Origin of the sequence: Desulfurivibrio nitratireducens (assembly GCF_044068515.1) — a bacterium.
Lineage (GTDB): Bacteria > Desulfobacterota > Desulfobulbia > Desulfobulbales > Desulfurivibrionaceae > Desulfurivibrio.
In genome coordinates, this window is the sequence record NZ_JBIPKI010000041.1 from 1 (window position 1) to 23,307 (window position 23,307).

The window sequence follows — 23,307 nt, forward strand, 5'->3', positions numbered from 1 at the left end:
GACGCCGATCTCGACAACTGGTACGACTGGCGCTGGCAGATCAAAAACATCGTCAGCGAACTGGCTCCCCTGGAAAAGCTGGTCAAGCTCAGCGCCGGCCAGCGCAAGTCGATCAAAATCGCCCGCGAACACCAGCTGCCCTTCGGCATTACTCCCTATTACCTGGCCCTGATGGATGACGACACCAGCGGGCGCGACGCCTCCATCCGAGCCCAGGTGTTGCCGCCGCTGAGCTACGTCAAAGGGGTGATCGCCATCGAAGACCCCTCCTGCCTGGATTTCATGGGGGAGGAGGACACCTCGCCCTCCGACCTGATCACCCGGCGCTATCCCGCCATCTGCATCCTCAAGCCCTACAACACCTGCCCCCAGATCTGCGTCTACTGCCAGCGCAACTGGGAAATCGACGAGGCCATGGCCAAGGGGGCCTTTGCCGGCATGGACCGGGTCGACGCCGCCGTCAACTGGATTCACGATCATCCCTCGATCCACGAGGTGCTGATCACCGGCGGCGACCCGCTGGCCATGGGCAATGAGGCCCTGGCCGAGATTCTCGCCAAGGTGGCGGCGATCCCCACGGTGGAGCGGATCCGGATCGGCACCCGGACCCTGGTGACCATGCCCATGCGCTTCACCGAGGGGCTGGTCAGCCTGATCGCCCGCCACCGCCGGCCAGGCCGGCGGGAAGTGGCGGTGATGACCCATGTCCAGCATCCCTACGAAATCACCCCGGAGATGGTGGAGGCGGTCAACCGCCTGCGCCTCAAGGGTATTCCCGTTTACAACCAGCTGGTTTACACCTTCTACATTTCCCGCCGCTTCGAGGCGGCCGCCCTGCGCCGCCAGTTGCGGCTGATCGGCATCGATCCCTATTACACCTTCAACACCAAGGGCAAGGACGAAACCATCGGCTACCGGGTCCCCATCGCCCGCCTGATCCAGGAGCAGCAGGAGGAGGCCCGCCTGCTGCCGGGGCTGGCCCGCACCGACGAGGCGGTTTTCAACGTCCCCCGCCAGGGCAAATGCTACCTCCGGGCCCGGGAATACCGCAACCTGCTGGCGATCCTGCCCAACGGGGCTCGGGTCTACGAGTTCCTCTCCTGGGAAAAGAAGGTCTCCCAGCACACCACCACCTACGTCACCGAAGACGTCCCGGTGCTCGACTACCTCGAACGCCTCAAGGGCATCGGCGAATCGGCCTCCGACTACGAGTCGATCTGGTATTACTATTAGGAAAAAGCTCAGCCGCACCGCATCTTGGGGCGATCAACCCGCCCGGCATACCGGAGTATAGCCGGGCGGGCTGCTTGCCCCAACCTGCGGCACGGCTGAGCTTTTTCCAGTATTACCTGTTTTCTGGCCACCACCCTGGCGGGGTCAGGTCGCCAGGGCGGCGGCGATCCCGGCCCCGATGGGGGCGAAGGCGGCGTGGGCGGCAATGCTTTGCCGGCAGCGGGGCAGGCGGCCGAAGACCCTGGTTCGGCCCAGGGCGGCGATGGTTGCCAGGTTGTCGCTGGCGATAAGCTTTGGCGGCTCCGGTTCTTCGTCGCTGCAGACCACCCCGAGGAGCGGAATTTCCCGCCGGCGCAAGGCTTCCAGGCTTAATAGGGTATGATTGATGGTGCCCAGGCCGCTGCGGGCCACCAGCAGGGTGGGCAGTTCCAGTTCGGCCACCAGGTCAAGCAGCAGCAGCTGCCGGGTCAGGGGCACCAGCAGCCCCCCCACCCCTTCCACCACCAGAACTTCATGGGCGGCCAGGGCTTCGGCAAAACGGGCTTTGAGGAGCGCCGGGTCAATTTCCCGGCCTTCCTCGGCCGCCGCCAGGTGCGGCGAGGCGGGCAGGCGAAAACGGTAGGGAACCGCCAGCTCCAACTCCGCCCGCCAGGCAGGCACCGCTTCGGCTTCCGGCCCAACCGGCCGAGCTGAATTCATGGCCTCCAGCAGCTGCGCCACGGTGAGCAGATCCTCCGGCTCGTCGGCTGCACAGCCGGTGGCAACCCATTTCTGGTAGCCGGCCTTAATCCCCCGGCCCCGCAAATAAGCCACCAGCAAGCCGCTGATCAGGGTTTTGCCCACCCCGGTATCGGTGGCGCCGACGAAAATCGCCTGGTTTTTCCGGTCCATACAGCCTCCCTCGTACTTTGGCCGGGCCCGGTCAGGACCCGGCCATAAACCCGGTCTGGCCGCCCGGCTCCGCCGGAGAGACCGCTTCTCCCCGGCCGCCGCCGCAACTGACGACAAAAACCTGGAAACTGACCTGAAAGCCGCCATGCCGTTCCTGGAACCAGCGGCTCAAACGGCGGTATTGGCTGGGGCTAAAACCGGCCGCAGTTCCCGGCCCGCCGGTGCCGGTATAACGGAAATGGCGCAAAAGTTCGCCCAGATCGCCAAATTGGCGGCTCAACCTATGTTCGCTGATCTCGACCTCCGGGAACACGGCGCTGAGCAGGGCGGTCAGCTCCGGGTAATCGGGGAAACGGCGGGCGGCCACATGCATCCGGCCGGCCATCACTGCGGCCAGTCCTTCCTCCAGCTCGACCAGGCTGCGCCGGCCGAAAATCGTGGCCAGCAGGCGGCCGCCGGGCCGCAGCCCGGCCCTGATCCGGGCAAAAGCGGCGGGCAGATCGCCAAACCACTGGAGGGTCGCGTTGGCGGCAACGTAGTCGAAGCAGGTGCGATTGGCGGCAAGAAAATGCTCAGCGTCCTGGCAAAGCCAGCTGACCCGCCCGGCCTGCAGACCGTCCGCGACCCTGATTTTTGCCCGGGCCCGCTTGAGCATGGCCTCGGAAAAATCCAGGCTCAACAGGCGGGCCCGGGGAAAGTGGGCCAGCAGCAGGCTGGTTAAGTTGCCGGTGCCGCAACCCAATTCCAGGATCAACCGGGCCTCCGGGTCCGGCGGCAGCCGCTCGGCCAGCAGAGCCAGGGTCTGCCGTTGGACATCGGCGTTGCGGTCGTAAGTGGCCGCGGCCCGGCTGAAACGACGCCGGAGCATGTTCGCTCCCTGCTCCGGTCCAACCACCGCCGGGCCCGGCTCCCGGGGTCCGGCCGGAACATCCGCCTCCTCAACCCCTTGCAGCGCCGCGGCTGGGGCAAAATCGGCGGCTTTCTTTCCCGCCGGCTCCCCGGGCGGGGGGGGATAATCGAGAAAAAGGGCGTGACCGCCCTGTTCCAGCAGACGGCAATCCGCCCCGGCCACCAGCAGGCGCTGGGCCGGCGGGGCGATCAGATCCCGGCGACCATGCAGACAATATACCCGGCCGGCAACCGCTGGTGGCAACTCTCCGCTCGCCGGGACGGCCAGGAAATCGAGGCCCCGGAGGAGCAATTCCGGCGCCTGCAGGGCCTGGGCGAGATAGTCCGCTTCCAGTTCTTGCTTAAAACGACGGTAACTTTCCCGGTAACCGAGAAAACACTTGCGGTAAAAGGAGCGGAGAAAATCCTCCGGCCGCCCTGCCAACTCCCGGCGGATGGCGGCAAGTTCTTCGTCCGGCCAGGCCGCCCGGACCGCCAGCAGATGCAAAGCGGCGACACGGTCCGGATAGCGCCGGGCAATCTCCAGGGCGCAGAGTCCGCCCATGGACCAGCCCAGCAATTGGCAACGCTCGATTTTCTGCCGATCCAGCCAGGTTCCGAAATCAGCCAACAAAGCCGGGGGATCGAGCAGTCCGGGGGGAGCCGGGCAGTCCAGATCCCGGCGCAGTTGCAATACCCGGCCGTCAAAGGCCCAGCCCGGCAGGAAAACCAGGGGGGCAGACGACCGGGACTCGTTGTTTGGCAAGGTAATGGGGGACACCTGATTATGGCCTGTGGTTCAAGGGCTGAATTGCCTGGCGGAAAGCGGCCGGGTTACCCCGGCCGCCGCTCAATCGGCGAAAAGCACCATATGACGGACATCGGCATGAATGCCGATCCGTTCGCCGGTGGCATGGGAGCAGTGGCTCGGCACCAGGGCCTGGACCGGATGGCCGCTGGCCAGGCGCAGAGTATAAAGGATATTGGCCCCCCGGAAGTCACGCCGCAGAACTTCCGCCTGCAAGGGGCTGGCGTCATCATGGACCACATCCTCGGGCCGGACCAGGATGCTGACCCGGCTGCCGGGGATAAGCTTGCCCCCGGCGGTGCCGTTGCCCACCCCCTGCAGCAGGCCGAGACCGGTTTCCACCGCCCCATCCGCCTGCACCACCCCCGGCAGCAGCACCCCCTCCCCGATAAAGTCGGCCACGAAGCGGGTCCGGGGCCGATGGTAGAGATTGTAGGCCGTATCCCACTGCTGCAGGCGGCCGTCGTGCAGGACCCCGATTTCGTCGGCCATGGCGAAGGCCTCGAACTGGTCATGGGTAACCAGCAGGGCGGTCAGTTCCTCCTGCTTGAGAATCCTGCCGACCTCGCGGGCCAGTTTCTCCCGGATCTCCATATCGAGGCTGGAGAAAGGTTCGTCCAGCAGCAACAACTCCGGCCGCGGCGCCATGGCCCGGGCCAGGGCGACCCGCTGCTGCTGGCCGCCGGAAAGTTGATGGGGGAAAAGGGGCCCGCTCTCTTCGAGGCCGATCAGGACCAGCAGCTCGGCCACCCGGCGGCGGCGCTGGCGGGCTTCGAGCCGGCGCAGACCGAAGGCGATATTGTCGGCCACGCTGAGGTGGGGAAAGAGGGCCAGATCCTGGAAAACCATGCCCACCCGCCGCTTTTCCGGGGGCAGGAAACAGCAGGGACTGCTGACCAGGCGACCGCCGAGGCGGATTTCCCCCTCCCGGACCGGCTCAAAACCGGCAATGGCCCGCAGCAGGGTGGTCTTGCCGCAGCCGCTGGGGCCCAGCAGGCAGCCGATGGCCCCGCCGCCCAGGTGCAGATTGACCCCCTTGACGATATCGGGGCCGCCGTAGGAAATATGGACATTATCGACTTCAAGCTGCATCACTTTTACCTCAACCCTCCTGTTTGCGACTGCGGGCGATGGTCAGACTAAGCAGAATAACCGGCAGAATTCCCGCCGCCACGATGGCCAGGGCGGCCAGGCTCGATTCGGCCAGAAACTCGTCGGAGGCCAGTTCAAAGGCCCGCACCGCCAGGGTGTTGAAATTGAAGGGGCGCAGCACCAGGGTGGCGGGCAGCTCCTTCAGCACATCGACAAAAACCAGCAGCAGGGCGGTGAGCAGGCTGCCCCGCATCACCGGCAGATGGATTTGGCGCAGAACCGCGAAGGGCCGCAGGCCCAGGATACGGGCGGCGTCATCCATGGACGGCTTGATCTTGCCCAGGCCGGCGTCCACCGTATGCAGGGCGACCGCCATGAAGCGGGCCACATAGGCGAAAAGCAGGGCCGCCACCGTCCCGCTGAGCAGCAGGCCGGTGGAAATATTAAAGTTTTCCCGCATCCAGCTGTCTACCGTGTTGTCGAGCCAGGCAAAGGGAATGATCACCCCGATGGCAATCACCAGGCCCGGCACGGCATAGCCCATGCCGGCGACCTGGACCGCGGTTCTGATCACCCTGGTCGGCCGCAGGCGCTTGCCATAGGCCAGCAGCAGGGCCAGGGCCAGGGTCAGCAGGGCGGCGGCCGCCGCCAGCAGCAGGCTGTTGCGGGTCAGCACCAGAAAACTTGCATCGAAACTATGCTCCCAGGTGGCTACCGCCCAGGCGCCGAGCTGGGCCGCCGGCAGCAGGAAACCGAAGAAAAGCGGCAGCAGGCAGACGGCAAAGGCGGCCAGGGCCCGGCCGCCCCGCAGGGGATAGCCGGGCAGATCCTGGTGACTCTGGCCGGTGTGGTGGTAGCGGGAACGCTGGCGCGACCAGCGTTCCAGGATGATCAGGACCAGGACAAAAAACATCATCAGGGCGGCGAGCTGGGTCGCGGCATTGATATCGCCGAGGCCGAACCAGGTCCGAAAAATCCCGGTGGTGAAGGTGTTGACCCCGAAGTACTGGACGGTGCCGAAATCGGCCAGGGTTTCCATCAGGGCCAGGGTCAGCCCGGCCATGATCGCCGGGCGGGCCAAAGGCAGGGCCACGCTGAAAAATGAACGCCAGGGGCCGCAGCCCAGGGTCCGGCTCACTTCCAGCACGCAGACCGACTGGCCGAGAAAGGCGGCTCGGGCCAGCAGATAGACGTAGGGATAAAGGACCAGCGAGAGCATCACCACCGCCCCGCCCAGGGAGCGGACCTGGGGAAACCAGTAATCCCCGTAGCCCCAGTCGAACCAGGCCCGCAGGGCGGTCTGGACCGGCCCGGAAAAATCGAGCATGCCGGTGTAGGTGTAGGCGATGATGTAGGCCGGCATGGCCATGGGCAACAGCAGGGCCCATTGGAACACCTTGCGGCCGGGAAAGCGGCAGAGGGTGCAGAGCCAGGCGCAGGAAACCCCGATCAGCAGGGTGCCGATCCCCACCCCCAGCATCAGCAGCAGGGTGTTGCCGACATACTCGGGCAACACAGTGGCGGCGAGATGGCGCCATACCTCCCCGGTGGGCTGCAGGACCGAGGCCACCACCACCAGCACCGGCACCGCCAGGAGCAGGGCGACCAGGGGAATACCGACCCCCCAGAAATCAAGGGGCCGGACTCCCCGCCCCCCGCCCCCGGGCCACCAACCGAAATGCTTCATCCCACTCCCACCAATCACCCCAAAAAAAACGGCAGCCCCAAGCTGCGATTCATCGCTGAAAAAGGCCGCAATCTACCAGCCGACCTCCCCATAAACCAGAACCGGCAAGCCATAACCCATGACTTGCCGCTAGAATTTAAAGAATACCCCGGATTCAACCAGGAAGGTAAAGGTGCAGCAGTGCTGCAGATTGGCGCAAGCAACCCCGGCGATTATACTCCAGTATATCGCCGGGGTTGATCGCGGCAAGATGCGGTGCTGCTGCGCCTTTACCTAGCGCCAACCGGCGCGGTCCATCAGGCGCACCGCTGCCGGGTTGTACTCACCCAGGCGGGCCAGGTTGAGCTCGTCGGCCTTGAATTCGCCCCAGGCGGCCAGGGTCTCGCCCACCGGAGCATCGGCCCGGACCGGAAATTCATAGTTGACTTCCGCGTACCATTGCTGGGCTTCCTCGCTGACCAGGAACTCCAAAAGCTTGACGGCATTGTCCCGGTTGCGGGCATAACGGGTAACCCCGGCCCCGCTGACGTTGATATGGGTGCCGTGCCCTTTCTGGTCGGGCCAGATCAGACCCGCCGCCGCGGCAGCGGTGCGCTCGGCTTCGGAGCCGTTGAGCATCCCGCCGAGGTAGTAGGTATTTACCACGGCCAGATCGCATTGTCCAGCCGCCAGGGCGCTGATCTGGTCACGATCGCCGCCCTGGGGCGGGCGGGCCAGGTTGGCCATCAAACCCCGGACCCAGGCTTCGGTGGCTTCCACTCCCTGATGGGCGATCATCGAGGCCACCAGGGACTGGTTATAGACATTGTTCGAGGAACGGATGCAGATTTTTTTGCCCAGGGCCGGGTCGGCCAGATCGGCGTAGGTGCTGATCCCGGCCGGATCAAAACGGTCCTTGGCGTAAAGAATAACCCGGGCCCGCTTGGACAGCCCGAACCAGTGGCCCTCGGGATCACGCAGACCGGCGGGGACCACCGCTTCCAGAACCGGTGAACTGATCGGCTGAAAAACCCCGGCTTCCATGGCCCGGTTGAGATTGCCGGCATCGACGGTGAGCAGCAGATCGGCCGGGGAGTTGCGCCCCTCGCTCTGCAGACGCTGCAGCAGGGCTTCGGGCCGCCCCGCCACCAGGTTGACCTTGATCCCGCTCTGCTCGCTGAAACGATCCAGCAGGGGCTTGATCAGGGCCTCCTGGCGGGCCGAATAGATATTGACCTCGCCGGCCACCGCCGGACCCGGCGCCCAGGCCAGGCTCAGAGCCATCAGCACCAACAGCATAAAGGGTGAGAAGTTACGCATTTTTTCCTCCAACATATTAAGAAGGCCAAAAAGAGGGGAACGGTTGCTTCCTGCAACCGTTCCCTGGTTTCGATTTATGTGTAACATGATTTTTTAGAGTTGTCTAATATTATTTTAGGTGCCCACAACAATCTGGGTGCCACAAAACAATAAGCTGCCCTCAAAGAGTCCGGGCAAGCCCTTTGTTCGGGCCTGGTTGCGGCCAGGGTCCCGCGCTCTTGGTTATCAATTCAGCTTGCGGAAAATCAAGAGGTTGCGTTCGGCCCCGGAAAAGGGCAGGGTAAAGGTCCGGCTCTCTTCCAGGCGGAAAGGAGGGTGCGGTTGCTCCCGCCGCCAGCGCGCCAGTTCAGCCTCGGCCCGGGGGCCTTTCATGCAGACGACCCGGCCGCCGGGCGGGCTCAGGGGGGCGCAAAGTGCGAGAAAGGGGGCCAGGGCGGTAAAGGCCCGGCTGGTAATGACGGTAAAGGTCTCCGGGAGGGTTTGGCCCGGCTCCAGGCGCTGGGCCAGGACCCGCACTCCTGCCAGGTTGAGGGTGCGAATCAGGTGGCGCAGGAAGGAGACCCGCTTCAGCCTTGGCTCGACCAGGGTGACCGCCAGGGCAGCCGGGCGCCAGCACTTGAGGACCAGGCCGGGAAAGCCGGCCCCGCTGCCGATATCCAGCAGTGATAATTCTTGATCCGTTGCCGAATCAGTCTGGATTTGGGCGATCAGGGGCCAGAGGGTCAGGGAGTCGAGGAAGTGGGTTTCCAGCCATTGGGGTTGGGGGGCGGCGGCCACCAGGTTGATGCGCCGGTTCCATTTGGCCAGTTCGGTTTGGTAGCGGCAAAGCCGCGCGATCGCCGCCGCCTCGGGAGCGATGCCCAGCCGGCGGACCCCCTCGGCCAGTATGTCCGGGCAGGCGGCCTCCACCGGCAATCAGCGGGCAGAGACGGAGCTCAGGTAGAGCTTCTGGAAGCGAATGAAATATTCCGCCCCCGACCAGACGGTCAGCACCATTGCGATATGGAGGATGACTCCGCCGGTTTCATGGAGATAGGGCAGGGGCAGCAGGGCGGCGGGAAAAATCAGCACGCAGAGGGCGATATACTGGAAAACACTCTTGATCTTGCCCAGCCGGCTGGCGGCGATGACGATCCCGGCATCCGCCGCCACCCCCCGAAAACCGGTAATCACCAGTTCGCGGGCAATAATGACGAAAGCCACCCAGGCCGCCACCCGTTCCAGGGGGATCAGCATGATCAGGGCTACGGCAATCAGCACCTTGTCGGCCAGGGGATCCATGAGTTTGCCCAGCACCGTTTCGCTCCGCATCTTGCGGGCCAGGTAACCGTCCGCCAGATCGGTCAGGGCTCCGGATAGAAATAGGGCAAAGGCGATCAACCCGGCCAGATCCCCGGCTCCGGGCCGCAGGCAAAGCAGGATAAAGGGCACCACCGCGAAGCGATAGGCGGTGAGCAGGTTGGGCAGGGTTAGGATCTGGCGGTGGGGCATGCTCCTTCACCTTTGGGATCACGGCTGACTGGGCTGATCAGCAGCGGCTGCGGGCCGGTTAACTTGCTCCTGGGGCCGGGGTTGGCGCAAGCCCCGCCCGACCAGCCCCGGGGGTTCCCGGCGGCTGGTCGGCCAAGCCTGGGCTGCGATCATCTACACTATTTCCGGGAGCGCTTGGCCCAGTCGGAAAGAAATTTCTCCATCCCGATGTCGGTCAGGGGGTGGGAGGCCAACTGGGCGATGACCTTGTAGGGAATGGTGGCGATATGGGCCCCCATCAAGGCCGATTCCACCACGTGCATGGGGTGGCGGACGCTGGCCACGATCACCTCGGTGGCATAACCGTAATTATCGAAGATATCGAGGACATCCTGGACCAGGTTGAGCCCGTTTTCGGAAATATCATCGAGCCGGCCGACAAAGGGAGAAACATACTCGGCCCCGGCCTTGGCGGCCATCAGGGCCTGGCTGGCGGAAAAGACCAGGGTGACGTTGGTTTTGATCCCCTGCCCGTGCAGCTGCTTCACCGCCTTGAGCCCCGCCGTGGTCATGGGAATCTTGACCACGATATTGGGATGCAGGGCGGCCAGCTTGCGACCTTCCTCCACCATCCCGTCGGTCTCGGAGCTGATCACCTCGGCGCTGATCGGTCCGTCAACCAGGGCGGTGATCTCTTTGAGCAGGGCCTCGAACGGCTTGTTTTCCCGGGCGATCAGGGACGGGTTGGTGGTGACCCCGTCCACCATGCCCATGTCCACGGCCTGGGCGATTTCCTGCAGATTGGCGGTATCGATGAAAAATTTCATTTTTTCCTCCCGGAGTAAAGGCTAACTTCTTTTCATATTAAGGTAAATTATGGAAAAACGGTCATTGATCGGCCTTATCGGCCTGCTGGTCGCGTTCGGCAAATTCCCGCCGGCATTTCTCGCTGCAGAAAAAAAACTCCCGGCCGGCGCGGCGCTGCTGCAGGGCCTGGCTCCGGGGGACATAAGCGCCGCAGACCGGATCCTGGACCAGGACATCATCGATGGCCGGCCGCCCCTGCTTCTCCTGCTCCCGCTGGGCCAGGCGCTTTTTGCGCCCGGACATATAAAGACGGTATAGCAGATAAAAAAGGACCAGGAGTATAACAATTTTCAGCGGATGCATAAAAAATCCTTTAGGTTACCAAGATTCGGGGATGATCCGCTGACCCGGATCCTCAAGCGCCAGCCGGGCGGCCAGCTCGGCGATGGTCAGGCGCCGGCCGGGGTGAACCAGGCCGGGGGCCAATTCTTTTAAGGGCTCCAGCACGAAAAGCCTTTTGCTCATTTGCGGATGAGGCACCTCGAGCCGGGGCCGGCTGATAATCTCGGCCCCGTAAAGGAGCAGGTCGAGGTCAATGGGCCGATCACTACCCTGGCGGCGGCGATCCCGTCCCATTTGCCGTTCGATTTCAAGCAGCACCCCCAGCAGTTGCCCGGCCTCGAGCTCGGTCTCGATTTCTCCCACCGCGTTGGTAAACCAGTGCTCGCTGACCACTCCCAGCGGCGCGCTGCGATAGGGCCGGGAAAGGCGGACGGTTGTAACCCCGGCCACCCTCCCCAGCCGTTGCCAGGCGGCCAGCAGGTTGCGGCGCCCCTCACCGAGGTTGGCCCCCAGGCCGATATAGGCGCGAACCTTCAAGGCGCTTCCGGCCCGGGCTAAAAATCCTCGAGGCCGAGGACGTCGAACATGGTGTAAAGCCCCTTGGGCTTATCCACCACCCAGGCCGCGGCCAGGGCGGCCCCGCGGGCGAAATTATCGCGATTGTGGGCCCGGTGGGTCAACTCCAGGCGCTCGCCGGCCCCGGCGAAGTAAACCGTATGTTCACCGACGATGTCGCCGGCCCGGATGGTCTGAATGCCGATCTCCTGGTCGGTCCGTTCCCCGATGATCCCATGGCGGGCATAAACCCCGACCTGGTCAAGCTGGCGGCCCACGCCTTCGGCCACCATCTCGCCCAGTTTGAGGGCGGTGCCGCTGGGGGCGTCCTTTTTCAGGCGATGGTGGGCCTCGACGATCTCGATATCATAACCGTCGCCCAGCACCGCCGCCATCTTACGGGCCACTTTGAAGAGCACGTTGACCCCCACCGCCATATTGGGCGCCTGGACGCAGGGAAAGGAAGCGGCGGCCAGTTCCCGCAGATCGACCAGGTTGTCGGCGCTCAGGCCGGTGGTCCCGATCACCATGGCCTTGCCGTGGCCGGCGGCCAGGCGGGCCAGCTGCATGGTTGCCTCGTGGAAAGTGAAGTCGATGATGACCTCTCCGGCCTCCAGAACCGATTCGGGCCCGCCGCCAATGGGAATCCCCAAGTGACCGAGACCCGCGGTTTCGCCCAGGTCGCGGCCCACGTCCGGGCTGTCGGGCCGTTCAAAGCCGGCCACCAGCTCCAGGCCGGGCTGCTGCTGAACCATGGCGCAGATTCGGCGCCCCATTCGTCCCGCCGCTCCGGCGACAATTACCTTGATCATAATCAATTCCTCAATGCTTTAGTAAATTCCGCTATGGGTCTATCTGGTCGCGGTTGCCCATGGGTGGCCGGGTTATACCAGGCCGAACGCCCGGGCCGCCTGCTTGAGCTGCGCGGTGCAGGCCTCGTTCATGCCGTACAGGGGCAAACGGACGGCGGGGCTCTTGATCTTGCCCATCATGGCCAGGGTGGTTTTGGCCGGGACCGGGTTGGTATCGAAGAACATGGCCTGCATCAGGGGGAAGAGGCGATAGTGCAGCTCCCGGGCCTTGGCGAGGTCGCCGTCCAGGGCGGCGGCGATCATCGCCGCCATTTCCCCGGGAGCCACGTTGGAGGTCACCGAGATCACCCCGGTGCCGCCCACCAGGACGGTGGCCATCGAGGTGAAGTCATCGCCGCTGAGCAGAGCGAACTCGGCCGGGCAGAGGCGGATAACCTCGCTGACCTGCTGCAGGCTGCCGGTGGCCTCCTTGATCCCGGCGATATTGGGCAACTGGGCGCAGCGGGCCACGGTGGCCGGCAGCATGTTGATGGCGGTGCGGCTGGGCACGTTGTACATGATGATCGGAATCTCGACGGCTTCGGCAATGGCCTTGAAATGCTGATACAATCCCTCCTGGGAAGGTTTGTTGTAGTAAGGGGTGATCAGCAGGGCCCCGTCGGCCCCGGCCGCCTTGGCATGCCGGGTCAGTTCGATGGACTCGCTGGTGCTGTTGGAGCCGGTGCCGGCCAGAACCGGCACCCGGCCGGCCACGGTTTTGATGGTCAGTTCCACCACTCGGTGGTGCTCATCGTGGCTCAGGGTGGCGGATTCGCCGGTGGTCCCGCAGGGGACGATGCCGTGGGTGCCGTTTTGCAGATGGAATTCGATCAGATCGACCAGCCCCTGCTCGTCCAGGCTGCCGTCGGAATTGAACGGGGTTACAATCGCCACAAAGGCGCCGCGAAATTTGGTATTCATTGCTTCCTCCTTATATTTTTCATCATTTATTCAGCAGGGCGGATAAAAGCGGCCGGGCCGTTAATCAAAGGCCGGCGGGACTTTGCCGGCGCACGGCTTCCCGGTTGAGCTGACCGACGTAAATGAAATCCGCCGGGCCCTCCAGGCGCACCTGGGAGAAATCGTCACCCTCCCGCTGGTAGTGAATGGTCAGCTCTTCCCGGCCCGAGGTAATGATCCGGGTCGGCGATGCGACCCGGCCGAGCCGGGCGGCCACCAGGGCCGCGGCCACCGCGCCGGTGCCGCAGGCCATGGTTTCGTCCTCCACCCCCCGTTCATAGGTCCGGACCCGCAACAGATTTTCCCCCAGCAAGCCGACAAAATTGACATTGGTGCCGGCCGGGGCGAAACGGGGGTGAAAACGAAAATGCCGCCCCCATTCCCGGATGGGAGCGGCCTCGATCTCGGCCGCCCAGATCACGGCGTGCGGCACCCCGGTATTGACCGAATGGACCGTTTCCGTACCGCCGGCCGGGGTGTCCAGCTGCTGCGAGAGGGAAAAATCCCGGGGCGGGGTCATGGTCAGGCAAACCGTGGTACCGGTAACTTCCGCCTCGATGATCCCGGCCAGGGTGGCGAAACGCATCCGGGCCGGGGCCATGCCGTGGGCATGGGCGAAACGGGCCGCGCAGCGGGCCCCGTTGCCGCACATATCGGCCAGGGAACCGTCGGCATTGAAGAATTGCCAGCGAAAATCGGCCTCCGGGCTCTCTTCCAGCAGGATCAGGCCATCGGCCCCCACTGAAAACTTGCGCTCGCAGACCGCCCGGGCAAAGGCCTGGGCGGCGGCGGTATCGCTAAAAATCGGCCGCCGGTGATCGATCAGGATGAAATCGTTGCCGGCCCCGCTCATTTTGGTGAATTCCACCGGAAATTGCATAAATCGGGTTTCAGCTCCCAGGTTCATGGTTCATGGTTGAAGAGGCCGGGCCCCGGCTGGCTTCCCCGGATTCCGGGCCCGGCTCCCGGCAACTATTTGAGAAAATCGGGGATCGCCTCCCCCCGAATCAGATCCTCGTAGGTCTCCCGCCGGCGGATCAGATGGAATTCGCGGCCGTTGACCAGCACCTCCGCCACCCGGGGCCGGGAGTTGTAGTTGGATGACATGGTGAAGCCGTAGGCTCCGGCACTCTGCACCGCCAGCAGTTCCCCGGGAACGGCGACCGGAACCTCCTGGCCGCGGGCGAGAAAATCGCCGGTTTCACAAATCGGGCCGACCACATCGGCCACCTCGGTACCGGCCTCCCCTTTTACCACCGGAATAATGCCGTGATGGGCGTCGTAAAGACTGGGCCGGGCCAGATCGTTCATCCCGGCATCGACAACGATGAATTTTTTCTGACCGGACTTGGTAAAAAGCACCTTGGTCACCAGAATTCCGGCATTGCCCACTATAACCCGGCCCGGCTCCAGGATCAAGGTGCAGGCCAGATCGCCCAGGGCTTCCCGGATGGCGGCGCCGTACTCGGCCGGCAGGGGCGGCTCTTCCTGGTGGTAGCGAATTCCCAGCCCGCCGCCGATATCAAGGTACTTGATCTCGATGCCATCGCCGGCCAGCCGGGCGAGAAAATCCTTAAGCTTGGCCACCGTGTCGATGAAGGGCGACACCTGGGTCAGCTGGGAACCGATATGGCAGCTCACCCCGACGATTTCGATGTTGGCCAGATCCCGGGCCGCCCGGTAGACCCGACCCGCCTCGGCAATGGCAATCCCGAACTTGTTCTTGGCCAGTCCGGTGGAGATATAGGCGTGGGTCTGGGGATCGACATCCGGATTGACCCGAAAGGAGACCCGGGCCGTCAGCTTCAGCTCGGCGGCGCATTCCTGAACAGCGACCAACTCCTGTTCCGACTCCAGGTTGAACATCAGAATCCCGGATTCCAGGGCGTAGCGGATTTCCGGTTTGGTTTTGCCCACCCCGGAATAAACGATCCTGGCCGGATCCACCCCGGCCGTCAGGGCCCGATAAAGCTCGCCGCCGGAAACGATGTCGGCCCCGCCGCCGAGCTGGGCAAACAGCCGCAGCACCGCGATATTGGAACAGGACTTGACGGCAAAGCAGGTCAGATGATCAAGGCCGGCAAAGGCTTGATCAAAGGCGGTGAAATGGCGCCGCAGGGTGGCGGTGCTGTACAGGTAGAAAGGCGTGCCCACCGCCGCGGCAATTTCGGGCACCGGAACCTCTTCGGCCTGCAGAACCCGGTCAAGGTAATGAAAATGATCCATGGTTGGGCAAAACTCCCGGCAAGATATGGTTAACAGATCGACGGGTCAAACCGCCCCTTTCGGCACTAGGGCCGGCGATGGCTGAGCTCCGCGCTGGCTGCACTGCGATTGCCCCGGCTATCCACGGCAATCAGGCTATAATACCAGACTTCGGCCTCGCTGGGGGGCTCCCGGTCAAGATAGGAAAGCGCCGAGCCCGGGGCCCGGCCGATCACCACCGCCGCCGCTGCTCCCTCCAGCCGGCGCAGGACCAGGATTTCGGCCAGGTCCCGGGCGGCCGGGGCCTCCCAAAGCAGGCGAATCCCTTCCCGAACCGGGACCGCGGTCCGCGGGCTGGGCGGGGTCGGGGGGGTAAGATCCCGGCCCACCGCCCGGACCATCTCGCCCACCGGGCCGCTGATCCGGCTCCCGTCGTGGACCAGCACGCTCCGCAGCCGATAAAAATAAGCCCGGTCCGCGACCACTTCGCGGTCAACGAAGGGGCTCTCCTCCCGGGGCCCCCGGCGGCGGCTCCAAGGGCGGCTGCCAGGCCAAGGTGATCTGCCGATCACCCGGGATGGCGGTCAGTTCGAGGGGTGGGGCCGGCGGAGTCAGCCAGGTAAAAGAGACCTGGTTGGAGGGAGCGCCGGCCAGCAGCCAGCCGGCCCGGCTCCGGACCTGGTATATATAGCGCTGGCCGGGACGGAGCAGGGTCTCCCGGAAGCTCATCCGGCGGCCGGCGGCGGCTTCATTGGCCACGGTCAGGGGCGGACCGAAAGGGGGCGGGGCGCCCAGCCGGTACTCCTCCTCGGCCACCACCGCCCGGAAAAGTTCGAATTCCTTGATCCGGTAAGGCAGCCTGGTGCCCTGCACCGTCCGGTTGGGCACGGTCCAGGCAAGCTCCACCCCCTTTTCGTCCAGGGTATAACCCAGGTCGCTGATCGGGGCCGGCAAAACTTCCCCCGGCGGCCGGGGATCGGTCTTCTTGCCGCAGCCTGCGGTCAGCAGCCCGCAAACCGCCAAGACCAGACAGATTATAATGAACTGTTGCCGGCCGCCGGTTCCGATCCTCTTTCTTTGGCAAGGTGACACGGCTGTTCGGTTACCTCGCTGCTCCATTAGCTGTTTGGTCAACGTCGCAAAAAATCGCGCCGCCGACGGGATCCCTGCGTAACTTGTTGTTTTGGCATTACCGACCAACCAGCTGCATTACTTTGGACAAGGCTGTCACCCTTCAGCCCGCAGGCTCTCCTGGGCCCGGGCGATGGCTTCATCCACCCGCTCGCCGGCGGTCCCGCCCCAGGAACGCCGGCTGGCCACCGAGCCCGACACCGACAGGACGGCGAAGACATCCTCCTCGATAATTTCGGCAAAGCGGCGCAACTCGATCAGGCTCAGCTCGCCGACGTCGCGGCCCTGCTCCAGGGCATAGGCCACGGCCCGGCCGACAATGGCATGGGCCTGGCGGAAAGGCACCTGCTTGCGCACCAGGTAGTCGGCCAGATCGGTGGCGGTCATGCAGCCCCGGCTCAAGGCCGCCGCCAGTTTTTCCTCGTTGAAGCGCAGCCCCGCCAGCAGTTCGGCGGCCAGGGTCAGGGAGGCGGCCACGGTGTCCACGGTATCGAAAACCGGCTCCTTGTCTTCCTGGAGATCACGGTTGTAGGTCAGGGGCAAGCCTTTGAGCAGGGTCAGCAGAGCCACCAGGTGGCCGATCACCCGGCCACTCTTGCCCCGGATCAGTTCGGGAACGTCGGGGTTCTTCTTCTGGGGCATAATGGAACTGCCGGTGCAGAAGGCGTCAGGCAGGGTGACGAAGGAAAACTCCTCGCTGGTCCAAAGCACCAGTTCCTCGGCCAGGCGGCTCAGGTGGACCTGGATCAGGGCGGCGGCGGCGGCAAACTCGATCACGAAATCGCGGTCGGCCACGGTATCCATGCTGTTGGCCGATACCGCCGGGAAATCGAGCTGCTCGGCGACAAACTCCCGGTCGATGGGCAAGCCGGTGCCGGCCAGGGCCGCCGCCCCCAGAGGCAGGACATTGATCCGCTTGAGACCGTCGGCCAGGCGGGCCCGGTCGCGGCCGAACATCTCGTAATAGGCCAGCATATGATGGGCCACCAGGACCGGCTGGGCCCGCTGCAAGTGGGTGTAGCCGGGCATCACGGTCTGGCGGTAGCGGCGGGCCAGCTCGACGAAGGCCCCTTGCAGCTCGGCCAGCAGAGCCATGATCCGGCGGCTCTCCTCGCGCAGATAAAGGCGCAGATCGAGGGCCACCTGGTCGTTGCGGCTGCGGGCGGTGTGCAATTTTTCCCCGGCGGGGCCGATTCTTTCGGCCAGGGACTTTTCGATATTCATGTGAATATCTTCCAGCTCGGGCCGGAAGACAAATTCACCCCGCTCGATTTCCCCTTCGATTTCGGCGAGACCAGCCAGGATCAGGGCGCATTCAGCCTCGCTGATCAGTCCCTGGCGGGCCAGCATCCGGGCGTGGGCCCGGCTGCCGGCGATATCGTGGCGATAAAGGCGGGCATCAAAATGGATCGAGGCGGTAAAGGCCTCCACCGAGGCCGCGGTCCCCTCGGCAAACCGCCCCCCCCACATCTTCATTTTAGCAGCACCGGCTTTTTGGTCAGGTTCAGGGCTCAAAGTCAAGATCCAGGTTTCAAGATTCAAAAAATGAGTTCGCAAGCAGGGGTAAACGCTGAGCAGTGCCGCAGGTTGCGGCAAGCAGGCGGGCGCCGCGTACCCAAAGTACGCAAGCCGGCCTGATCGCCGCAAGATGCGGCACTGCTCAGCGTTTACCCAAAGCCTGCATGCGGAGGCGCAACCCGTTAAGCCGGATAAAGCCCTCGGCGTCGGCCTGGCGGTAAACGCTGTCTTCCTCGAAGGTGGCAAAGCTCTCCTGGTAGAGGGAATTGGCCGACTTGCGCCCCACCGGGATACAGTTGCCTTTGTAGAGCTTGAGCCTTACCACCCCGTTGACCGGGGCCTGGGCCTCGTCCATGGTGTTCTGCAAGAACCGCAGCTCCGGGGAAAACCAGAAGCCATTGTAGATCAGTTCGGAATAGCGGGGCACCAGGGAATCGCGAATCTTCATAACCTCGCGGTCCAGGGTGATGGTTTCCAGGTCGCGGTGGGCGGCCCGCAGGATGGTGCCCCCCGGGGTTTCATAAACCCCCCGGGATTTCATGCCGACAAAGCGGTTTTCCACCATGTCCAGCCGCCCTACCCCGTTGGCGCCTCCCAGTTGGTTGAGCCGGGCCAGCAGGTTGGCCGGGGAAAGCTTCTCCCCGTCGATGGCCACCGGGTTGCCCCGCTCGAATTCCAGTTCGAGGTAGGTTGCTTTATCCGGGGCCTTTTCCGGAGAAACCGAAAGCTTGAACATATCCTCTGCCGGTTCGTTCCAGGGGTCCTCGAGAATCCCGCCCTCGAAGCTGATATGGAGCATATTTTCATCGGAACTGTAGGGTTTGGCCTTGGTCACCGGCACCGGGATGCCGTGCTCTGCGGCGTAGGCCATCAATTTGGTCCGGGAATTGAGATCCCAGATCCGCCAGGGAGCGATAATGGCCAGGCGGGGATTGAGGGCCATGTAGGTCAGTTCGAAGCGGACCTGGTCGTTGCCCTTGCCGGTGGCCCCGTGACTCACCGCGTCGGCCCCCTCGGCCTCGGCGATCCGGACCTGTTCCCGGGCGATCACCGGCCGGGCCAGGGAGGTCCCCAGCAGGTAGGAGCCCTCGTAAATGGCGTTGGCCCGAAAGGCCGGAAAAACATAATCGCGGACGAATTCCTCCCGCAGGTCGGAAACAATCACCTTGTCGGCCCCGGTGGCCATCCCCTTGGCCCGAACCTTGTCCCAGTCCTCCTCCTGACCGATGTCGGCGGCAAAGGCCACCACCGGGCAGTTGCAGGTTTCCTTGAGCCAACGCAGAATTACCGAGGTATCCAGGCCGCCGGAATAGGCCAGCACAATTTTATTAACTTGCGGAATCATCTTGTATGCGCCTTTTTTTTTGAATCAAACCTTAGACAGAGAACGGAGGGCGGAAGGCCTTTAAAAAACGGAAGCTGCAAAAAAGTTGAAGTACCATTTTCTGACTTCTGTCCTCTGTCTTCTGTCCTCTGATATCTGCCTACCCGATAAACTCGGCCAGAATCGCCTTGTGGATATGCATCTTGTTTTCGGCCTGGTCCCAGACCACCGAACGCGGTCCTTCCAGCACCGCTTCACTGATTTCCTCGTCGCGGTGGGCGGGCAGGCAGTGGAGAACCACGGCGTCGGGAGCGGCTCCGCGCAAGAGGCGGTCGTTGACCTGGTAAGGCCGAAAGGCCTTGAGGCGGAGGAGCTGCTCATCTTCCTGGCCCATGCTGGCCCAGACATCGGTATTGATCACATCAGCTTCGGCCACCGCCTCGACCGGGTCCCGGACCAGGTTGATGGGCCGGGCGGCCTCGGCCCGGGCGGCGGTCAGAATATCCCGGTCGGGCTCATAGCCGTCGGGACAGGCCAGGGTCAGGGCGAAACCGAGCCGGGCGGCGGCCTGGATCCAGGAGTTGGCCATGTTGTTGCCGTCGCCCACCCAGGCGATTTTCAATTTGTCCAGGGCCCCCTTGTGTTCGATCACCGTCATCAGGTCGCTGAGGATCTGGCAGGGATGATGGAGGTCGGTCAGGGCGTTGATCACCGGGACCTGAGAATAGCGGGCCAGTTCATCGACGATTTCCTGGCCGAAAGTTCGGATCACCAGGCAGTCGACGTAGCGGGACATGACCCGGGCCATGTCCTTCAAGGGCTCGTTGCGGGCCAGTTGGGTATCCCGGGAGGAGAGGTAGATTACCTGGCCGCCCAGGCCGTACATCGCCGTTTCGAAGGATACCCGGGTCCGGGTGGAGGGTTTTTCAAAAACCAGGGCCACCGTGCGGCCTTCCAGGTCGCGGTTGCGGACCCCATCCTTGCTATCCCGTTTCAGTTTAAGGGCCCGGTCGACCAGGGCGGCAAGTTCGGCGCCGCTGAAATCGGCCAGAGCCAGCAGGTGTCGTGCCATGCCTTTTCCGTTCAGCTTGAGTGCAGGTTTGCTTGCCCCCGACCAGGGTTGAGGGCAAAATCAAGGCTCCCGGGCGCACCTCGCGGAGAGGTTTTGCCCAAGGGCGAATCGTAACCCTTACAAAATATCTATACCCTTTGTAAAGGGCTTTTTTCTCGGCCCGGCACCGGTTTTGGCCCGCCGGCCCGCAGTTTAGGCCAAAGCGTCGGCCACCAGGGCGACGGCCCGGTCGATTTCCTCCTCGCTGACCACCAGGGGCGGCAGGAAGCGCAGGGCGGTGTTGCCGGCAAAATTAAGCAGCAGGCCCTGTTCGAAGAGCTGCCGGACGATGGCCGGCCCCTCGGCGCGGAACTCTTCCCGCAAGACCAGGCCCTGGATCAGACCCATGCCCCGCACCTCGGCGGCCTTGGCGGGAAAACGCGCCGCCAGTTCGCCCAGCCGGGCCGCCAGATAGCGCCCCCGGGCCCGGACCATGGGAAGAAAATCGGGGGCCAGCATGATTTGCAGCACCGCCCCGGCGGCCCGGCAGGCCACCGGGTTGCCGCCGAAGGTCGAGGCGTGGCTGCCGGGGGTAAAGGCGGCGGCCAGGGCATCCCGGGCCAGCAGCGCCCCGATGGGCAGGCCGTTGCCCAGGCCCTTGGCCAGGGTCAGCATATCCGGCACCACCCCCAGTTGTTCGTGGGCCAGCAGGGTGCCGGTCCGCCCCATGCCCACCTGGACCTCGTCGAAAATCAGCAGCAGCTTGTGGCGGTCACACAGTTCCCGGATCGCCCGCAGGTATTCCTGGGCCAGGGGGCGCACCCCGCCTTCGCCCTGCAGCGGCTCGCAGAGCACGGCGCAGGTGGCCGGCCCGATCAGGCTTTCCAGGGCCGCGATATCGCCAAAAGGAGCGTGAATAAAGCCCCGGGGCAAAGGCTCGAAGCCTTCATGAAACTTGCTCTGGCCGGTGGCCGCCACCGTGGCCAGGGTCCGGCCGTGAAAGGAGCCGGCCAGGGAGATGATTTCGTACTTGCCGGCCGGGCTGGCCTTGCGGGCCAGCTTGATCGCCGCCTCGTTGGCCTCGGCCCCGCTGTTGCAGAAAAAGACCCGTTCGGCAAAGGAGTGGGCGCAGAGCGTTTCGGCCAGTTCGATCTGGGGGGTGGTGTGATAAAGGTTGGAAACATGAACCAACTGCCCCGCCTGCTCGGTTATCGCCGCGGTCACCGCCGGGTGGCAGTGACCCAGGTTGCAGACCGCGATTCCGGCGACAAAGTCCAGGTATTCCCGGCCGTCGGCGTCATAGAGAAGACAACCCGAGCCCCGCACCATGGTTACCGGCAGTCTGCCGTAAGTATTCATCAAAACCCCGTCCCCCCGTTGGTTCCATGCGCTGTTGCCGGTCATCACGCCTCCCTGTCCCGCTTGGCCAGCAGGATATTATCCAAAATATAAAGGGGGCCGCAGCGGCCCCCATGCAACCTGAACCTTGACCCTTGCGCCTAAAGCATGGTTATCTCGGTGCCCACCCCGCTCTGGGTGAACATTTCCAGTAAAATCGCGTGTTCCTTGCGGCCGTCGATGATATGGGCCTTGCCCACCCCGCCCTGCACCGCTTCCCGGCAGCAGCGGACCTTGGGGATCATCCCCCCGCCCACCACCCCGTCGGTTATGAAGCTCTCGACCTCGGCGGCGGCAATGGAGGAAATCAGGCCGCCTTGCCCATCGAGGACCCCTTCGACATCGGTGAGTAAAATCAGCTTGGCGGCCTTGAGCTTGGCCGCCACCGCTCCGGCCACCAGGTCGGCGTTGATGTTGTAGGCCTGGCCGTCCTTGCCGACCCCCACCGGGGCGATCACCGGGATGAAGCCGCGGGCGTCCAGGGTTTCCAGCACCCCGGGATCCACCGCCACCACCCGGCCCACCCGGCCGAGATCGATCAGCTCAGGCGGGGCGTTTTCCACCTGCTCCTTCATGATCTGCATTTTCTCGGCCCGGATCAGCTCGCCGTCGCGGCCGGAAAGCCCCACCGCCCGGCCGCCGTGAAAGTTGATCAGGCTGACGATTTCCTTGTTGACCTTGCCCACCAGGACCATCTCGACCACGTCCATGGTTTCCCCGTCGGTGACCCGCATTCCCTGGATATAGCTTGGGGTAATCCGCATCTTCTCGAGAAAACGGTTGATCTGGGGGCCGCCGCCGTGCACCACCACCGGGTTGATCCCGATGTACTTCATCAGGATGATGTCCAGGGCGAAGTTCTTTTTCAGCTCCTCGTCCACCATGGCGTGCCCGCCGTACTTGATCACCACCGTCTTGTTATAGAAGGTGCGGATATAAGGCAGGGCCTCGATCAGGGTTTTGGCTTTGTCCAGGCTGTTTGTCATAAGTTTTTCTTTCGTGCGGTTATTTTTTTGGTCTTTGTGGTATATTGTTTGCAATACGCGACCGGGGCGCCGGCCACAAAATAACTTTCCGGGGCCAGCTTAATATTATAAAGTACAGGGTTTTACGCCCCTGGCGCAAGAGGAAAGCACGGCCGCACCGGCGGCGGCCCGGCGACCGGGAATCATTCACCCGGCCGCCACCATGACAAACCGGACCAGGCAACCTTATATAATATGATGCGATTACCCATTTTTTGCCGATCACTGCTGTTTTTTACCTTGATGGCAGTGCTGTTGGCGGCGGCGGTGAGCGCCGCCCCGCCCATCGAGATCGAATCCGACCGGATGGAATCGGCCGAACAGGAAAACGCCATCGTCTTCCGCGGCCAGGTGGTGGCTCGCCAGGGGGACCTGGTGATTCATTCCGACGTCATGACCATCTTCTATTTCAGCGAGGACGAAAAAGCGCGGCTGAGTCCGGGCGATGAGCGCCGGCTCAAGCAGCTTTACGCCGAGGGCGACGTCAAAATCGAAACCGCCGACTGGATCGGGACCGGCGAGTTCATGGAATATTTCGAGTTGGAGCGCAAGGTCAACCTCACCGGCAACGCCAGAGTCTGGCAGGACAACAACCTGGTCACCGGCGATGTCGTTACCCTCTATCTCGACGAGGGCCGCAGCATCGTCGAAAGCGGCGCCCAGTCCGGTGAGCGGGTCCGGGCCTTCTTTTACGGCAACGGCGCCGAGGGCGCGTCCGGCCCGGCCGAGTCCCCGCCCCCCAGAACCAGGTTGTTCTGCAGCCCTACACTGT

Annotated in this window: 23 protein-coding genes; 2 read left to right on the forward strand and 21 right to left on the reverse strand. The window is 63.8% G+C overall.

Annotation, left to right across the window (positions count from 1 at the left end):
• Window positions 1–1,233, forward strand: a 1,233-nt coding sequence (locus ACHHTY_RS09665; RefSeq protein ID WP_395493919.1) for a KamA family radical SAM protein, incomplete at its 5' end; no start/stop codon positions are given.
• A gap of 144 nt (window positions 1,234–1,377) precedes the next feature.
• Here ACHHTY_RS09665 and bioD read toward each other — a convergent pair.
• The 21 genes from bioD to argB form a co-directional block, all read right to left on the reverse strand.
• Window positions 1,378–2,124 (reverse strand): dethiobiotin synthase, encoded by a 747-nt coding sequence (gene bioD / locus ACHHTY_RS09670; RefSeq protein ID WP_395493920.1) that lies wholly within the window; start codon window positions 2,122–2,124, stop codon window positions 1,378–1,380.
• A gap of 31 nt (window positions 2,125–2,155) precedes the next feature.
• Window positions 2,156–3,793 carry an alpha/beta fold hydrolase gene (locus ACHHTY_RS09675; RefSeq protein WP_395493921.1) on the reverse strand — a complete coding sequence of 546 codons (1,638 nt, stop codon included), beginning with the start codon at window positions 3,791–3,793 and terminating at the stop codon, window positions 2,156–2,158.
• 69 nt (window positions 3,794–3,862) lie between these two features.
• Window positions 3,863–4,912: an ABC transporter ATP-binding protein gene (locus ACHHTY_RS09680; protein ID WP_395493943.1), complete on the reverse strand. Its 1,050-nt coding sequence runs from the start codon at window positions 4,910–4,912 to the stop codon at window positions 3,863–3,865.
• Between the two features lie 10 nt (window positions 4,913–4,922).
• Window positions 4,923–6,599 (reverse strand): ABC transporter permease, encoded by a 1,677-nt coding sequence (locus ACHHTY_RS09685; RefSeq protein WP_395493922.1) that lies wholly within the window; start codon window positions 6,597–6,599, stop codon window positions 4,923–4,925.
• Window positions 6,600–6,872: 273 nt separating this feature from the next.
• On the reverse strand, window positions 6,873–7,898 hold the full coding sequence (locus ACHHTY_RS09690; RefSeq protein ID WP_395493923.1) for a Fe(3+) ABC transporter substrate-binding protein: 1,026 nt from the start codon (window positions 7,896–7,898) through the stop codon (window positions 6,873–6,875).
• Between the two features lie 225 nt (window positions 7,899–8,123).
• Window positions 8,124–8,807 (reverse strand): 16S rRNA (guanine(527)-N(7))-methyltransferase RsmG, encoded by a 684-nt coding sequence (rsmG, locus tag ACHHTY_RS09695; RefSeq protein ID WP_395493924.1) that lies wholly within the window; start codon window positions 8,805–8,807, stop codon window positions 8,124–8,126.
• A gap of 6 nt (window positions 8,808–8,813) precedes the next feature.
• Window positions 8,814–9,389, reverse strand: a complete 576-nt coding sequence (gene pgsA / locus ACHHTY_RS09700) for a CDP-diacylglycerol--glycerol-3-phosphate 3-phosphatidyltransferase (protein ID WP_395493925.1) — start codon at window positions 9,387–9,389, stop codon at window positions 8,814–8,816.
• A 158-nt stretch (window positions 9,390–9,547) separates the two neighbouring features.
• Complete coding sequence (gene fsa, locus ACHHTY_RS09705; RefSeq protein ID WP_395493926.1) at window positions 9,548–10,195, reverse strand: fructose-6-phosphate aldolase; 648 nt, start codon at window positions 10,193–10,195, stop codon at window positions 9,548–9,550.
• A 61-nt stretch (window positions 10,196–10,256) separates the two neighbouring features.
• Window positions 10,257–10,538 (reverse strand): YHS domain-containing protein, encoded by a 282-nt coding sequence (locus tag ACHHTY_RS09710; protein WP_395493927.1) that lies wholly within the window; start codon window positions 10,536–10,538, stop codon window positions 10,257–10,259.
• A 15-nt stretch (window positions 10,539–10,553) separates the two neighbouring features.
• A complete protein-coding gene (gene folK / locus ACHHTY_RS09715) occupies window positions 10,554–11,054 on the reverse strand; it encodes a 2-amino-4-hydroxy-6-hydroxymethyldihydropteridine diphosphokinase (RefSeq protein WP_395493928.1) in 501 nt (166 codons plus the stop codon).
• A gap of 17 nt (window positions 11,055–11,071) precedes the next feature.
• Window positions 11,072–11,884, reverse strand: a complete 813-nt coding sequence (dapB, locus tag ACHHTY_RS09720) for a 4-hydroxy-tetrahydrodipicolinate reductase (protein ID WP_395493930.1) — start codon at window positions 11,882–11,884, stop codon at window positions 11,072–11,074.
• 72 nt (window positions 11,885–11,956) lie between these two features.
• A complete protein-coding gene (gene dapA / locus ACHHTY_RS09725) occupies window positions 11,957–12,844 on the reverse strand; it encodes a 4-hydroxy-tetrahydrodipicolinate synthase (RefSeq protein ID WP_395493931.1) in 888 nt (295 codons plus the stop codon).
• 64 nt (window positions 12,845–12,908) lie between these two features.
• Window positions 12,909–13,763 carry a diaminopimelate epimerase gene (gene dapF, locus ACHHTY_RS09730; protein WP_395493932.1) on the reverse strand — a complete coding sequence of 285 codons (855 nt, stop codon included), beginning with the start codon at window positions 13,761–13,763 and terminating at the stop codon, window positions 12,909–12,911.
• Between the two features lie 92 nt (window positions 13,764–13,855).
• Window positions 13,856–15,109 (reverse strand): diaminopimelate decarboxylase, encoded by a 1,254-nt coding sequence (lysA, locus tag ACHHTY_RS09735; RefSeq protein ID WP_395493933.1) that lies wholly within the window; start codon window positions 15,107–15,109, stop codon window positions 13,856–13,858.
• A gap of 65 nt (window positions 15,110–15,174) precedes the next feature.
• Complete coding sequence (locus tag ACHHTY_RS09740; RefSeq protein ID WP_395493934.1) at window positions 15,175–15,573, reverse strand: hypothetical protein; 399 nt, start codon at window positions 15,571–15,573, stop codon at window positions 15,175–15,177.
• 7 nt (window positions 15,574–15,580) lie between these two features.
• Window positions 15,581–16,180 carry a hypothetical protein gene (locus tag ACHHTY_RS09745; RefSeq protein WP_395493935.1) on the reverse strand — a complete coding sequence of 200 codons (600 nt, stop codon included), beginning with the start codon at window positions 16,178–16,180 and terminating at the stop codon, window positions 15,581–15,583.
• Window positions 16,181–16,315: 135 nt separating this feature from the next.
• Window positions 16,316–17,695: an argininosuccinate lyase gene (gene argH, locus ACHHTY_RS09750; RefSeq protein WP_395493936.1), complete on the reverse strand. Its 1,380-nt coding sequence runs from the start codon at window positions 17,693–17,695 to the stop codon at window positions 16,316–16,318.
• Window positions 17,696–17,879: 184 nt separating this feature from the next.
• A complete protein-coding gene (locus ACHHTY_RS09755) occupies window positions 17,880–19,082 on the reverse strand; it encodes an argininosuccinate synthase (protein WP_395493937.1) in 1,203 nt (400 codons plus the stop codon).
• Between the two features lie 139 nt (window positions 19,083–19,221).
• Complete coding sequence (argF, locus tag ACHHTY_RS09760) at window positions 19,222–20,133, reverse strand: ornithine carbamoyltransferase (protein WP_395493938.1); 912 nt, start codon at window positions 20,131–20,133, stop codon at window positions 19,222–19,224.
• 192 nt (window positions 20,134–20,325) lie between these two features.
• A complete protein-coding gene (locus ACHHTY_RS09765; RefSeq protein ID WP_395493939.1) occupies window positions 20,326–21,516 on the reverse strand; it encodes an aspartate aminotransferase family protein in 1,191 nt (396 codons plus the stop codon).
• A gap of 95 nt (window positions 21,517–21,611) precedes the next feature.
• Complete coding sequence (argB, locus tag ACHHTY_RS09770) at window positions 21,612–22,496, reverse strand: acetylglutamate kinase (RefSeq protein ID WP_395493940.1); 885 nt, start codon at window positions 22,494–22,496, stop codon at window positions 21,612–21,614.
• Window positions 22,497–22,778: 282 nt separating this feature from the next.
• Here argB and lptA point away from each other — a divergent pair.
• Window positions 22,779–23,307, forward strand: a 529-nt coding sequence (lptA, locus tag ACHHTY_RS09775; RefSeq protein ID WP_395493941.1) for a lipopolysaccharide transport periplasmic protein LptA, incomplete at its 3' end; no start/stop codon positions are given.

Excerpts from the sequence above, each read along its gene's own strand:
- ACHHTY_RS09680 (WP_395493943.1), bottom strand. The coding sequence starts at position 4,912 with ATGCAGCTTGAAGTCGATAATGTCCATATTTCCTACGGCGGCCCCGAT.
- ACHHTY_RS09685 (WP_395493922.1), bottom strand. The coding sequence starts at position 6,599 with ATGAAGCATTTCGGTTGGTGGCCCGGGGGCGGGGGGCGGGGAGTCCGG.
- fsa (WP_395493926.1), bottom strand. The coding sequence starts at position 10,195 with ATGAAATTTTTCATCGATACCGCCAATCTGCAGGAAATCGCCCAGGCC.
- dapB (WP_395493930.1), bottom strand. The coding sequence starts at position 11,884 with ATGATCAAGGTAATTGTCGCCGGAGCGGCGGGACGAATGGGGCGCCGA.
- dapA (WP_395493931.1), bottom strand. The coding sequence starts at position 12,844 with ATGAATACCAAATTTCGCGGCGCCTTTGTGGCGATTGTAACCCCGTTC.
- argB (WP_395493940.1), bottom strand. The coding sequence starts at position 22,496 with ATGACAAACAGCCTGGACAAAGCCAAAACCCTGATCGAGGCCCTGCCT.
- ACHHTY_RS09755 (WP_395493937.1), bottom strand. The coding sequence starts at position 19,082 with ATGATTCCGCAAGTTAATAAAATTGTGCTGGCCTATTCCGGCGGCCTG.
- bioD (WP_395493920.1), bottom strand. The coding sequence starts at position 2,124 with ATGGACCGGAAAAACCAGGCGATTTTCGTCGGCGCCACCGATACCGGG.
- argH (WP_395493936.1), bottom strand. The coding sequence starts at position 17,695 with ATGAAGATGTGGGGGGGGCGGTTTGCCGAGGGGACCGCGGCCTCGGTG.
- pgsA (WP_395493925.1), bottom strand. The coding sequence starts at position 9,389 with ATGCCCCACCGCCAGATCCTAACCCTGCCCAACCTGCTCACCGCCTAT.
- lysA (WP_395493933.1), bottom strand. The coding sequence starts at position 15,109 with ATGGATCATTTTCATTACCTTGACCGGGTTCTGCAGGCCGAAGAGGTT.
- ACHHTY_RS09710 (WP_395493927.1), bottom strand. The coding sequence starts at position 10,538 with ATGCATCCGCTGAAAATTGTTATACTCCTGGTCCTTTTTTATCTGCTA.
- dapF (WP_395493932.1), bottom strand. The coding sequence starts at position 13,763 with ATGCAATTTCCGGTGGAATTCACCAAAATGAGCGGGGCCGGCAACGAT.
- ACHHTY_RS09765 (WP_395493939.1), bottom strand. The coding sequence starts at position 21,516 with ATGACCGGCAACAGCGCATGGAACCAACGGGGGGACGGGGTTTTGATG.
- argF (WP_395493938.1), bottom strand. The coding sequence starts at position 20,133 with ATGGCACGACACCTGCTGGCTCTGGCCGATTTCAGCGGCGCCGAACTT.
- ACHHTY_RS09690 (WP_395493923.1), bottom strand. The coding sequence starts at position 7,898 with ATGCGTAACTTCTCACCCTTTATGCTGTTGGTGCTGATGGCTCTGAGC.